The following is a 12,980-nucleotide window of genomic DNA, read 5'->3' on the forward strand; positions in this document are numbered from 1 at the left end:
AACCTTCAGTTCGGCTGTTCCGCCATCCGCCTGCGCGCCCTGAGATCGCGCAGCAGCGGCCACAGGAGCGAGAGGACGGTGAGAACGAGGAAGGTGATGGTGATCGGGCCCGACACGAATTCGAGCACGTTGTCACGGGTCTGCAGCAGGCCGCGGCGCAGGTTGGCCTCCGCCATCGGGCCGAGGATCATGGCGATGCACAGCGCCGCCTGGCTGAAGCCGAACTTCTGCATGACGTAGCCGAGCACCCCGAAGGCCACCATCGTGTAGAGGTCGACCGGGTTGAGATTGATGGAAAAGGCCCCGATGAAGCAGAAGGTCACGATGCTCATCGTCAGGAGCCGCTTCGGGATCAGCAGGATGCGCGAGAACAGCCCGATGCCCAGCATGCCGAAGATGAACATGAAGACGGTGGCGAGGAAGGTGCCGCCGAAGATGCCAACGATGATGTCCGGCCGGCTCTCGAACAGCATCGGCCCGGGCGCCAGCCCCTGGATCATCAGCCCGCCCATCAGCACGGCGGTGACGACGTCGCCGGGGATGCCGAGCGCCAGCAGCGGGATGAGCGCCGCCGCGCAGACCGCGTTGTTGGCGCTCTCCGTCGCCGCGACGCCCGGCACATGGCCCGTGCCGAACTTCTCCGGCGTCTTCGAGGCCCGGCGCGCCTCGTTGTAGGCGATCCAGGACGCGGTGCCGGAGCCGACGCCGGGCACGATGCCGATGACCGTGCCGATGAGCGACCCGCGCAGGAGGGCGGGCACCGATTCCCGCATCTCGGCGCGGTTCGGCCAGCGGCCGGAGACCTTGAGCGTCACGATCTTGTCGCCGACGATCTTCTCCAGCTGCACGAAGACCTCGGACAAGGCGAAGAGCCCGATCAGCGCCGGGGTGAAGGACAGGCCCGCGGCAAAGCCCGGCAGGCCGAAGGTGTAGCGTGACACGCCCGAGATCGGGTCGGCTCCGACCGTCGAGATGAGCACGCCGAGAAGGCCGGCGATCGCCCCCTTCAGGAGGTCGCCGGACAAGGAGGCGATGATCGTGAGCCCGAACAGGGCAAGAGCGAAATATTCCGGCGCGCCGAACTTGAGCGCGATCGACGCGAGCTGCGGCGCGAGCGTCGCAAGGACGATGGCGGCGAACAGGCCGCCGACGAAGGAGGCGATCGTCGCCATCCCCAGCGCCTTGCCGGCCTCGCCCTTCTGCGCCAGCGGATAGCCGTCGAGCACGGTCGCGGCGGAGGACGGCGTGCCGGGCGTGCGCAGCAGGATGGCCGAGATGCAGCCGCCGTAGATGCCGCCGATATAGATGCCGATGAGCATGTTGAGCCCGGCGACGGGCGCCATGCCGAAGGTCAGCGGAATGAGCAGGGCGACGCCCATGGTGGCCGTCAGCCCCGGCAGGGCGCCTATGACGAGGCCGCCGAGCGTCCCGAGGGCGATGAACCACATCACCTCGAGGGAAAGGACGGCGGAAAGATGCTGCAGAATGTCCATCGGCTCGCGAACGTTTCAGGCGCGCGGCGCCGCGCACGCGGTCACGGAAAGACGGGCGGGCGGAACCGTTCCGCCCGCCCGGCCGGCCTACTTGTTCATCTGATACATGCCGAGGTCGCGGATGATGGCCTCGGCCGTCTGACTGTCGTTGCGTGCCAGCTCCTCATAGGCGGCACCGTCGCGGTAATCGACGAACTCGCCGAGATCCTGCATCCGCCGCACGAAGTCCTCGTCCGTGAAGGTCGCCTTCAGCGCCTCCTGCAGCTTGGCGACGACGTCGGCCGGCATGCCCTTGGGGCCGATGACACCCTTCCACGACGACCAGGTGAACTTGACCCCGCCCTCGATCGCCGTCGGCGTGTCGGGGAAGGTGTCGATCCGCTTCTCCTCCATGATGAAGAGCGGCTTGATGGCGCCGGACTTGGCATGCGGCAAAGCCTCGGCCGGGGTCGCCACCATGGCGTGCACGTGGCCGCCGACGCAGGCCGTCATCGCCTCCGACGCGCCGCCGAACGGCACGTTCTCGAAGCTCACCTCGGCGACACGGCCGAAGGCCTCCATCGCGATGTGATTGGCGCCGCCGGCGCCCGAATTGCCGACCTGGATGCCCTTCGGGTTCGCCTTCGCATAGGCCATGAACGCCTTGAAATCGGAGAAGGGAGCCTTGGCGCAGGCGACGACGAGCTGGAGGTTGCGGCCCATCAGGGCGATGAACTGGACATCGTCGAGCTTGTAGTCGGTGCCGCCGTAGTGCGGCAGCAGGGCGAGCGGGCCCTGGGCGCCCATGCCGAGCGTATAGCCGTCCGGCCGCGCATGCAGGGCGGCCGAGGTGCCGATGGCGCCGCCGCCGCCCGGCTGATTGCGGATCACCATCGGCGGGCCCTTGAGGTGCTTCTGGAAGACGTCCGCCATGATGCGGGCGGACAGATCCGTGCCGCCGCCGGCCGCATAGGGCACGATGACCTGGACCGGGCGGGCCGGGAAGTCCTGCGCGGCAGCGGCGCCGGCGGCCAATAGCGCGCAGGCGCCGAGGATGGCGGAAACGGGTCTCAACATGGGCTCCTCCTTGATGTCCTTATGATCGACGGCAGGCGGCGCCCTAGGGCAGCCAGACGCCGAGAAATTGCGTGAAGACGAAGTAGATCGCGCCGGTCAGCACCGCGGGCAGGACGACGAGGAAAAGCCAGTTCCGCTCACCGAGGACGAACATGCCGGCGATGAAGACGACGATGGTGGTGGTGAGATAGCCGACGCTCAGGAAAAGGCCGGCATAGGCGACAAGGAGCACCACGAAGACGCCGAGCCGCAGCAGCGTCGCCCGGCTGGTCGCCCCCTGCCCTTCCGCCGCGGCAGGCGCGGCCTGCAGCAGCGCGCGCAGCATCATCGCGACGGACAGGATGGCGATGCCGGCGATCATGATCCAGGGAACGAAGCTCGGGCCAGCCGCCGTGCCGGTCCCCACGGAGGGGATGCGCAGCGTCCACCAGCCGGCGACGCCGCAGAAGGCGAGGAGCACCAGGCCCAGCCACACGTCCGCCCGCCGTCCGATCATGCTTCCTCCATTCGCGCTCTTTCGGCGCCGCCCGATTCATCGCCGCAATCCCTCAAGTTGTCAACTTCGCAAGGCAACGGCACATGCGTTTCCGTCTCTCACACGAGCCACTCCGTTGTTTTATATGATAAATCTTCCAATCAGTCTGATTTCTCGGTCATTCGCCAGTTGGTTGACCCATCGCACCGCCCTGCATTTAAGTCTTTGTTTTTGAACAAATTCGACGGCAATCGAGGCGCTGAGGAGGCCGCCTCTGTCATAAGTTGACAAGTGAAAGCAGGCGCCTCTATCAACGGGTATGCGGCGGTTTGTCCGCTGCGCCGTGACCAATCCCGGGCTCTGCCTGCGCGGATATCACGGCCGGTTCTTCGGCGTCGTCGGGCACGTCCTGCGGCCCGGCAGGGAGGCATCACATGAGCATGTTCGACCGTCCCATCGAGATCCTGCGCCCGCCCGCCGTTCGCTTCGGCCCGGGCCAGCTCGACACGCTGGCGCCGTGGGTGGCGCAGCGCGGCGGCAGGGCCTTCGTGATCGCCGACGCGTTCAATGCGGGGCGCGTGGACATGCTCGGCCTCGACGAGGCCGCCGTCTTCGGCGACGTGCAGCCGGAGCCGGCCATCACCGACCTCGAGGCGGCGCTCGCGGCAGCGGAAGGCTGCAGCCCCGACGTCATCATCGGCTTCGGCGGCGGCAGCGCCATGGACATCGCCAAGCTCGTCGCCGTCATGCTGGGCTCCGGCCGCGCCTTCGCCGACATCAGCGGACCGGACCGCGCGCCGTCCCGCAAGGTCGGCCTCGTGCAGATCCCGACGACCGCCGGCACGGGCAGCGAGGCCGGCACCCGCGCGCTCGTGACCGACCCGGCGACGATGAACAAGGTGGCGACCGAGAGCCGCGGCATGCTCGCGGATCTCGTCATCATCGACCCCGCGCTGACGCTGACGGTGCCTCCCGCCGTCACGGCGGCGACGGGTGTCGACGCCCTCGCCCATTGCGTGGAAGCCTTCACCAGCAAGCGCGCGCATCCGCTCATCGATGCCTATGCGCTGCAGGGCATCGAGCTCGTCGGCCGCTACCTGCGGCGCGCGGTGGAGAACGGCGCGGACGTGGAGGCCCGCACGGGCCTGGCGCTCGCGGCGTTCTACGGCGGCGTCTGCCTCGGGCCGGTCAACACGACGGCGGGACACGCCATCGCCTATCCGCTCGGCACCCGGCACAAGATCCCCCACGGCATCGCCAATGCGCTGATCTTCCCCCATGTGCTCGCGGCCAATGCCGCCGCGGTGCCGGACAAGACGGCCGCCGTGTGCCGGGCGCTCGGCCGGCCCGACGGCGTGGTCTTCGAGGCGGCCTACGGGTTCTGTGCCGACCTCGGGCTCGACATGTCCCTCTGCGGCCACGGCGTGCCGCGCGACGACCTGCCGGCCATGGCGCGCGAGGCCCACGCCATCCGCCGGCTGCTCGACTTCAACCCCCGCGACCTCAGCGAAGCGGACATCCTGGCCATCTACGAGGCTGCGTTCTGAGGCCGGCGCCCGGCGCTATTCCGCGTCGGGCTGCACCGATGGATGCGCGCTGCGGAAGGCCGCATGGCCGGCTGCGCGTTCCTCGACACGCAGGATGCGCGGGCAGGCATCGAGCGGCACGTCGAACCGCCGGGCGGCATAGAGCTGCGGGATGAGATAGACGTCGGCGAGCGACGGCTCGGGCCCGAAGCAGAAGCCCTCGTCGCCGATGAGAGCCTCGACCGCCGCGAGCCCCCTGCCCATCCAGGTCGCGATCCAGTCGCTCACCTGCGCATCCGAACAGCCCAGCGCTTTCCTCAGGTGGTTGAGCGGCCCGACATTGTGCAGGGCATGGATGTCGCAGCCGATGATCGCCGCGACCGCCCTCACCCTGGCGCGCGCCACCGGATCGGCCGGCAGCAGCGCCGGCGTCGGATGGACCTCCTCCAGATATTCGAGGATCGCGGGCGACTGGATGAGCACCGTGCCGTCGTCGAGCGCGAGCGCCGGCACGCGCCCCTGCGGGTTGATCGCCCTGTAGGCCGGCCCGTTCTGCTCGCCGCCGTCGCGCACGAGGTGGACGAAGGCCTGCTCCACCGCAATGTTCTTCAGCGCCAGGGCGATGCGGACGCGATAGGACGAGGTCGATCGCCAATAGGTGTAGAGCTTCATGTCAGGCCTCCGGCGGCGCGGGCAGGATCGTGGCACGGCACGCGCCGAAGCCGTTGGGGATCGGGAGGCCGCCGGCCGCGGCCTCCCGGCTTTTCAGCATGGGGCTCATGGTCTCTGCGGATCGAAATGGATCTTCAGCTTGCGTCCGTAGGCCCGGTAGTCCTTCTGCAGCGCCTCGGTCCCGGCGGCGAAGGCGCTCACCTTCTGCGGGAAGCGCGTCTCGAACATGAAGGCGAGCGTGCCCTCGAGCCTGTGCGGCTTCAGCTCGACGTTGCTCGCCCTCTCGAAGGCGTCCACGTCGGGCCCGTGCGGCAGCATCGTGTTGTGCAGCGAGATGCCGCCGGGCACGAAGCCGCCGCCGGTCTTGGCGTCATAGACGCCGTAGACGAGCCCCATGAACTCGCTCATCACGTTCATGTGGTACCAGGGCGGGCGGAAGGTGTTCTCGGCGACGAGCCAGCGATCCGGGAAGATGACGAAGTCGACATTGGCCGTGCCGGGCGTCTCCGACGGTGAGGTCAGCACGGTGAAGATCGACGGGTCGGCATGGTCGTAGAGGACCGGCCCCACAGGCGAGTAGCGGCGCAGGTCATATTTGTACGGCGCGTAATTGCCGTGCCAGGCGACGACATCGAGCGGCGAGCGGTCGATGTCCGCGGCCCAGAGCATGCCGCCCCATTTCACATACATCGTCGAGGCCGCCTCGCGGTCCTCATAGGCGGCGACCGGCGTCAGGAAGTCGCGCGGATTGGCGAGGCAGTTGGCGCCGATGGGACCCCGCTCCGGCAAGGAGAAGGCCCCGCCGTAGTTCTCGCACAGATAGCCGCGCGCCGGCCCGCCCCGCAGCTCGACGCGGATCTTCACGCCGCGCGGGATGACGGCGATCTCGCCCGGCTCGATGTCGATGATGCCGAACTCGGTCCACAGGCGCAGCTCGCCTTGCTGCGGCACGAACAGCATCTCGCCATCGGCGTTGTAGAAATATTCGTCCGCCATCGAGCGGGTGACGAGATAGACATGCGCGCCCATGCCGGCCTGCGCGCCGGCATCGCCCGCCGTGGTGATGGTGCGGATCCCTTCCAGGAAGGACATCTCTTCGTCCGGGATCGGTATCGGATCCCAGCGCATCGGCGCGATCGGCACTTCCGCCTCGGCCGCCGGTGCCGTGCGCCACAGCCCGATGTCGACCTGCCGGAACTCGCCCCAATGGGCCACCGTCGGCCGGATGCGGTAGAGCCAGGAGCGCTCGTTCGTCGTGCGCGGCGCCGTGAAGGGGGAGCCGCTGAGCTGCTCGGCATAGAGGCCATAGGCGCATTTCTGCGGGGAGTTGCGGCCGAGCGGCAGCGCCCCGGGCAGCGCCTCGGTCTCGAAGCCGTTGCCGAAGCCCGACATGTAGCCGCGCTGGATGGCGCTCTCGGGCCGCTCCGCACGGCCGGCATCAGGGGATGAATGCTGGTCATTCATGAGCGGAACCTCCTGTCTGGTCACTTGCGCGGCCCTCATCTCCGGCGGCCGCCGCCCCGGTCCGCACGAGACATGTCAGCCGGGCCGTGCGGGTCCTGGAGGAGCGACGCGACCGATTCTGAGCCCGACCGCCCTTCGCCGGAAGGCCAGTCGCGAGATCGTGCCCGCGGGCTCGTCAGTGCGGCCGGGTCGCCTGCATCGAGGGGCGCTCGGCGAAGGTCGCATACCATCTGGCGAGCGCGGGATGCGGGCCGCGCCAGTCCTTGTCGGCGAAGCGGAAGTCGAGATAGCCGAGGGCGCAGGCGGCGGCGATGCTGCCGGCATTGATCGGCCCTTCCAGCAGCGGCAGCCAGTGCTGCGACAGTTCGGCGAGCCCGCTGTCGATCTTCTCCATCTGGCCCGCGTACCACGCATCCCAGCGCAACGCTTCGGGGCGCAGCACCGTCTCGTAGCGGCAGAGGAGAGCCGCATCGAGCATCGAATCGGCCAGCGCCTCCAGCGTCAAAACGCGGAACCGCTCCGCCCCCTCGGCCGGCAGGAGGCGCGGCGCCTCGGCGAGGCTGTCCACATAGGCGCAGATGACGCGGCTGTCGTAGAGCGCGGAGCCGTCCGGCAGGAGGGCCGTCGGCACCTTGCCGGAGGGGTTGTGGGCGACGATCGTGGCGTCGCGCTTCACCGGCCCTGCCGCGGAAGGCAGCAGCGCGATCGCGTCGGCGACGCCCTTCTCGTGCGCGCTGACGAGCACCTTGCGCACATAGGGCGAGGCCGTGGAGTGGAAAAGCTGGAAGGCGGTCATGCGGCTGTTCCGTTTCTGGCTGATCGGTTGCGGGATCTGGCGCGCCTTTGCGGCTGCGAGACGAAAACACCGCGCGGGTCGGCCTCGAGCCGCTTCATGAGCAGCTTCCCGGCGAAGGTCACGTGCTCGATCATAAGGTGCTCGGCGCGCACGGCCTCGCCTTGGGCGATGGCGTCGGCGATGCGGTGATGATCGTCGTGCGAGCGGTAGATGATGTCGAAATTGTCCCACAGGAAGATACGGTCGGACGCCAGCGGCACGTTGTGCGTCTGGTGGACGAAACTGTGGATCCACGGGTTGCCGGCCGCCGCCATGATGAGCTCGTGGAAGGCGACGTTCATGCGCCGGTAGGCCGGCAGCAGCGCGGGATCGAGCACGCCGCTGGCGAGGATGCGGTCGCCCTCGGCCACGAGCTCGCCGAAGCGCGCCAGCGTCTCATCCGGCAGGCGCCGGCAGGCGGCATAGCGGCAGGCGAGCCCCTCGAGCTCGGCGCGCACGGCAAAGGCCGCCTGCACATCGGCCAGCGAGAAGCTGCGCACGCGATAGCCGCGGTTGGCCTCGTATTCGATGAGCCCCTGCTGCGCGATCATGGCAAGAGCCGTGCGCAGCGGCGTGCGCGACACCCCGAGCATCTCCGACAGGTGGTCCTGCTGCAGCCGGCTGCCCGGCTCCAGTTCCCCCTCGAGGATCTTCTCGCGGATGGCGCGGACGACGAGGTCCACGCTGGTGATGTCGGCGGATGAAGACATATCGCTCATGGCTTTCAACCCTAGCACGGCCGGCGCGGCGCACAAGCCCGCTTGGCAAAAAATGGATCCAATAACGCGCAGTTTTGAACTTTGATCATTGACATAGCGCAATATTGGATCCACTTTTCCGGCCAACGCACAGACAAGAACGCACTCGGGGAGGCATCTGATGGCAACCTTCGCCCTCGTCACGGGGGCTGCCGGCGGGATCGGTCGCGCGGTGGCGGAGCGGCTGGCCGCCGACGGCTTTGCGGTGATCGCGACCGACATGGACAAGGAGCGCGCCGAGGCGGTCGCCGGAGCACTGCCCGGCGCGGGCCATCGCGGTCTCGCGCTCGACGTCACCAGCGAGACGATGGTCGAGGGCCTGTTCGAGACGGTCGAGGCGGCGGGTGACCGGATCGCCGTCGTCGTGGCGGCGGCCGGTATCCTCCTCCTGCGCGAAGGCGGCGAGCGGCCGCCGCTCACCGAGATCTCGCTCCAGGAATGGGAATTGACGCAGCGCGTCAACAGCACCGGCACCTTCCTGCTGCTGCGCGCCTTCCTGCGCGCCCGCACGCGCCGCCCGGCGCCCGGCGGACGCTTCGTCACCTTCTCCTCCGTCGCCGCCCAGCTCGGCGGCTATCGCTCGAGCTCGGCCTATATCGCGAGCAAGGCGGCCGTCCTCGGCCTGACCAAGGCGGCGGCGCGCGAGGCGGCGGCGCTCGGCATCACCGTCAATGCGGTGGCGCCGGGCCTCATCGATGCCCCGATGCTGCGGCTGTCGCTGCCGCCGGAGGATGACGCGACGGCGGCGCGCAACATCCCGCTCGAGCGCATCGGCACGCCGCAGGACGTGGCGGGGGCCGTCGCCTTCCTCGTCGGCCCCGACGGCGGCTACGTCACCGGCGCCACCATCGACGTCAACGGCGGCTACAGGATGCAATGACATGCGCCGGCTCGTCGACGTCCTGACCACCACGCTCGCGGTCCTCTCCGCCCTCGCCATGGCGCTGATGATGCTGCACGTCACCGCCGACGTCGCCGGCAAGTACCTCCTGCGCGCGCCGATCCCCGGCACGGCCGAGGTGGTCGCGAACTACTACATGATCGCCGCCGTCTTCCTGCCGCTGGCGTGGGTCGAGGCCCGCAGCCAGCCCATCGTGGTCGACCTCTTCTACACCATGGCACCGGCCGCCGGGCGGCGGGCCATGGACATGCTCGGCACAGCTCTCACCATCGCCTTCTACGGCGTGCTGGCCTGGCTCTCCTGGGGCTCGGCGATGGCGGCCTGGCGCATCGGCGAGATCGTCGAGGGCACCTGGAAGGTGGTGGTCTGGCCGGCGAAGTTCCTCCTGCCGCTCGGCCTCGCCATCGCGTGCATCGTGCTCATGCTGCGCCTCGCCGACCTCATGCTCGGCCGGGATCCCGGCACGCGCACCGAGCCCGCGTGAGGCAAGGCGATGGACCGCATCGACATCGGCTTCATCGGCATCGCCGCCACGCTCCTCATGATCGGCCTCCGGGTGCCGATCGGGGTCGCCATGGGCAGCGTCGCCTTCGCCGGCATCACGGCGATGATGGGGACGCGTCCGGCCATCGGCATCGCCAAGGCGATCCCCTACGAGCTCATCGGCGACTGGAATCTCTCCGCCGTGCCGATGTTCCTGCTCATGGGCTATGTCGCCTCCCGCGCCGGTCTGACGAACGGGCTGTTCGGCGCGGCGCGCATCTTCCTCAACCCCATCCCCGGCGGGCTCGCCTCCTCGACCGTCGCGGCGAGCGCCCTCTTCGCCTCGGCGAGCGGCTCGAGCGTCGCGACCGCCGCCGCCTTCTCGCGCATCGCCGTGCCGGAGATGCTGAAGGCCGGCTATTCCCCCTCCCTCGCCACCGGCAGCGTGGCGGCGGCCGGTACGCTCGGCTCGCTCATCCCGCCGAGCGTCCTCTTCATCGTCTTCGGCCTGATGATGGACGTGTCCATCAGCACACTCTTCGTCGCCGGCATCGTGCCGGGCGTCATCTCGGCGCTGATGTTCGTCGGCATGATCACCTGGCGCGCCTGGCGCAATCCCGCGCTGGCGCCGCGCGTCGTGGAGCACCACAGCCGCGCCGAGCGCATGGCGCTGCTGCGCGACACCTGGCCCCTGCCCGTGCTCATCGCCGGCGTCATGGGCGGCATCTTCGCCGGCATCTTCACGGCGACCGAGGCGGGGGCGGTCGGCGCCTTCCTCGCCTGTATGATCGCGCTCCTGCGCCGGCGACTGTCGGTCGAGGTCATGCGCCAGGCGCTGTTCGACACGGCGGTCGGCACCTCGACCATCTTCATCATCGTCGTCGGGGCGGCGCTGTTCGCCCGCTTCGTGGCGCTGTCGACCCTGCCGAACTGGCTGATGACCTTCTTCGACGGCTACAGCGCCGTCACGGTCATCGTCTTCGTCAGTGCGCTCTATCTCGTGCTCGGCTGCTTTCTCGAGAGCATCTCGATCATGCTGCTGACCCTGCCGGTGCTGGCGCCGCTCCTGTCGGCGCTCGGCATCGACCTCGTCTGGTTCGCCGTCATCACGGTGAAGCTGCTCGAGATCGGCCTCATCACGCCGCCGGTCGGCATGAACGTCTATGTCATCCGCTCGAGCCTCGGGGGCACGGTGCCGCTCGGGACGATCTTCGCCGGCGCCGGATGGTTCATCCTGACCGACGTGATCACCCTTGCGCTGCTCATCGGCTTCCCGGCGCTCAGCCTCTGGCTGCCGAGCATGATGGTCCGCTAGCAGATGGCCGCGCCGCGGCCGCCAACCAGGCGCCAAAAAACGAAGCGCCAGTTCTAGGGAGTAGACAGATGAAGCGCCTTCTTGCATCCGTTGCCGTCGGGGCCCTGATGGGCGGGCTCGCCCCGCCGGCCAGTGCCGAGACCTACCAGGCCACCAACTGGATGGCCCCGGTGCACATCCTGAACGAGTTCACCTACCAGAAGTTCGCCGAGGACGTGAAGGCGGCCACCGGCGGCGGCATCACCTTCGAGGTCTATTCCAACGGCTCGCTGGTGCCGGCGCGCACAACGATGCAGGGCATCCGTGACGGCGTGGCCGCGGTCGGCGTCGTCTATCCCGGCTATACGCCGTCCGAACTGCCGCTGAACAACGTCGTCAACGACCTCGTCTTCGTCTCCGACGACGATTTCGCCTCGGCCTTCGCCTATACCGAGCTCGGGCTGACCCATCCCAAGCTCATCGCGGAATGGAAGAAGAACGGCGGCATCTTCGCCGGCGGCTATTCGACGCCGGTCTACAACTTCGTCTGCGTCAAGCCGATCACGGCGGCCGGCGATGCCAAGGGGCTCAAGATCCGCACCGCCGGCGGCGCCCAGACCGCCTGGGTGCAGTCGCTCGGCGGCGTGCCCGTCTCGGTGCCCATCGGCGACGTCTATTCAGGGCTCGAGCGCGGCTCGATCGACTGCACGATGTCGGACCCGACCAACCTCGACAAGGGCAACAAGTTCTGGGAGGTGGCGAAGTCCGTCACCCTGCTGCCCATGGGCGTCGTGGTCGGCGCCAACTACGTCTACAACCCGACCTTCTGGAAGGAGCTGGAACCGGCCCAGCGCCGCGCATTGCTCGACAGCATGGCCGTCGGCGTCGCGCGCGCCCAGGTCGCCTACCACGTGGGCGTGCAGGCGGCGCTCGAAGGCTCCAAGCAGCGCGGCCTCAAGATCATCGAGCCGGCGGCGGACCTTGCGGAGAAGCTCGCCGCCTTCCAGGCCGCCCTCGTCGAGAAGCTGCCGCAGACCGCCGTGGCCGAGCGCAAGGTCGAGGATCCGAGCGACGTCATCGCCACCTTCCTCGAGCTGCAGAAGAAGTGGAAGGGCCTGATGGAGGGCGTCGACCGCACCGATGCCGATGCCGTCGCCAAGGTGCTCAAGGATAACCTCTACGCCGGCATCGACGAGAACAGCTTCGGCCTGAAGTGACGGCACCGGCCGGGGGCCTCCCGCCTCCGGCCGGCCTGCCCCAGGAGCATCAAGGACGCCATGACCACAGCATCCTCCCGTCCCGCCGCCATCGTCACCGGCGCGGGCGCCGGCATCGGCCGCGCCATCGCCATGGCGCTCGCGGATGACGGCTACCGCGTCATCGTCGCCGAGCGCGACGGCGAGCGCGCCGCGCAGACCGCGGCGCTGATCCGCGAGGCGGGCGGCGCCGCGGAAGCGGCCGTGCTCGACATCTGCGACAGCGCCGCCTGCGCGCAGCTGATCGCGGGCACGGGCGAGCTCGCGGTGCTCGTCAACAATGCCGGCATCTTCGACGTGAAGGATGTCTTCGCACTGACGCCGGAGGACTTCCGCCGCATGTACGACGTGAACCTCGTCGCCCTCTTCGGCCTCTCGCAGGCGGCGGCGCGGGTCATGAAGCCGGGCGGGAGGATCGTCAACATCGCCTCGCGGGCGATGCTCGGGGCGCGCCACTATGCCCACTACGTCGCATCGAAGGCGGCCGTCGCCGGGCTGACGCGGGCGATGGCGCTCGAATTCGCGGACCGGGACATCACCGTCAATGCCGTGGCGCCGGGCGTCATCGAGACCGAGATGCTGCGCGCGCGCTCGGACACCAATCTCGATGCCCTGAGGGCGCTGCAGCCCTCGGGCCGGCTCGGCGAGTCGCAGGACATCGCCCACGCCGTCGCCTTCCTCGCCTCGCCGAAGGCCGGCTTCATCACCGGCCAGGTGCTCATCGTCGACGGCGGCCGCTCGCTCGGCGGCTCGCTCGGCTTCTGACT

13 protein-coding genes are annotated in these 12,980 nt (G+C 68.9%); 6 read left to right on the plus strand and 7 right to left on the minus strand.

The genetic code is table 11. The features are described 5' to 3' along the window. Positions 1-5: 5 nt before the first annotated feature. The 3 genes from AL346_RS23540 to AL346_RS23550 all read right to left on the minus strand — a co-directional run bounded on the left by AL346_RS23540 (position 6) and on the right by AL346_RS23550 (position 3,045). Positions 6-1,493 (minus strand): tripartite tricarboxylate transporter permease, encoded by a 1,488-nt coding sequence (locus AL346_RS23540; RefSeq protein ID WP_019402669.1) that lies wholly within the window; start codon positions 1,491-1,493, stop codon positions 6-8. Between the two features lie 87 nt (positions 1,494-1,580). Beyond that, a complete protein-coding gene (locus tag AL346_RS23545; protein WP_019402668.1) occupies positions 1,581-2,549 on the minus strand; it encodes a tripartite tricarboxylate transporter substrate binding protein in 969 nt (322 codons plus the stop codon). Positions 2,550-2,592: 43 nt separating this feature from the next. After that, positions 2,593-3,045, minus strand: a complete 453-nt coding sequence (locus AL346_RS23550; protein WP_019402667.1) for a tripartite tricarboxylate transporter TctB family protein — start codon at positions 3,043-3,045, stop codon at positions 2,593-2,595. 413 nt (positions 3,046-3,458) lie between these two features. Between AL346_RS23550 and AL346_RS23555 the strand changes: the two genes are divergently transcribed. Continuing rightward, a complete protein-coding gene (locus AL346_RS23555) occupies positions 3,459-4,571 on the plus strand; it encodes an iron-containing alcohol dehydrogenase (RefSeq protein WP_019402666.1) in 1,113 nt (370 codons plus the stop codon). 15 nt (positions 4,572-4,586) lie between these two features. Here the strand turns inward: AL346_RS23555 and maiA are convergent, their stop codons facing one another. From maiA to AL346_RS23575, 4 genes are all read right to left on the minus strand, one after another. Continuing rightward, positions 4,587-5,222: a maleylacetoacetate isomerase gene (maiA, locus tag AL346_RS23560; protein ID WP_019402665.1), complete on the minus strand. Its 636-nt coding sequence runs from the start codon at positions 5,220-5,222 to the stop codon at positions 4,587-4,589. Positions 5,223-5,327: 105 nt separating this feature from the next. Then, positions 5,328-6,686, minus strand: coding sequence for a homogentisate 1,2-dioxygenase (gene hmgA, locus AL346_RS23565; RefSeq protein ID WP_019402663.1), 1,359 nt, complete (start codon positions 6,684-6,686; stop codon positions 5,328-5,330). Positions 6,687-6,861: 175 nt separating this feature from the next. Continuing rightward, on the minus strand, positions 6,862-7,482 hold the full coding sequence (locus AL346_RS23570; protein ID WP_019402662.1) for a glutathione S-transferase: 621 nt from the start codon (positions 7,480-7,482) through the stop codon (positions 6,862-6,864). Continuing rightward, positions 7,479-8,240, minus strand: coding sequence for a GntR family transcriptional regulator (locus AL346_RS23575; RefSeq protein ID WP_019402661.1), 762 nt, complete (start codon positions 8,238-8,240; stop codon positions 7,479-7,481). The genes AL346_RS23570 and AL346_RS23575 overlap by 4 nt, the downstream gene beginning before the upstream one ends. Positions 8,241-8,400: 160 nt before the next feature. Here AL346_RS23575 and AL346_RS23580 point away from each other — a divergent pair, with 160 nt between their 5' ends. The 5 genes from AL346_RS23580 to AL346_RS23600 all read left to right on the plus strand — a co-directional run bounded on the left by AL346_RS23580 (position 8,401) and on the right by AL346_RS23600 (position 12,978). Next, positions 8,401-9,159 carry an SDR family NAD(P)-dependent oxidoreductase gene (locus AL346_RS23580; protein ID WP_019402660.1) on the plus strand — a complete coding sequence of 253 codons (759 nt, stop codon included), beginning with the start codon at positions 8,401-8,403 and terminating at the stop codon, positions 9,157-9,159. 1 nt (position 9,160) lies between these two features. Next, entirely contained in the window at positions 9,161-9,664 is a 504-nt protein-coding gene (locus AL346_RS23585) for a TRAP transporter small permease subunit (protein WP_019402659.1), read from the plus strand. 9 nt (positions 9,665-9,673) lie between these two features. Then, on the plus strand, positions 9,674-10,978 hold the full coding sequence (locus AL346_RS23590) for a TRAP transporter large permease (RefSeq protein ID WP_019402658.1): 1,305 nt from the start codon (positions 9,674-9,676) through the stop codon (positions 10,976-10,978). A 68-nt stretch (positions 10,979-11,046) separates the two neighbouring features. After that, complete coding sequence (locus tag AL346_RS23595) at positions 11,047-12,174, plus strand: C4-dicarboxylate TRAP transporter substrate-binding protein (RefSeq protein WP_019402657.1); 1,128 nt, start codon at positions 11,047-11,049, stop codon at positions 12,172-12,174. A gap of 60 nt (positions 12,175-12,234) precedes the next feature. Then, the gene (locus AL346_RS23600; RefSeq protein ID WP_019402656.1) at positions 12,235-12,978 is read left to right on the plus strand and encodes an SDR family NAD(P)-dependent oxidoreductase; all 744 of its coding nucleotides are present in this window, start codon (positions 12,235-12,237) and stop codon (positions 12,976-12,978) included. Positions 12,979-12,980: the final 2 nt, after the last annotated feature.

The sequence above is a fragment of the Chelatococcus sp. CO-6 genome, from assembly GCF_001271345.1.
In the GTDB taxonomy this organism is placed as follows: Bacteria; Pseudomonadota; Alphaproteobacteria; order Rhizobiales; family Beijerinckiaceae; genus Chelatococcus_A; species Chelatococcus_A caeni.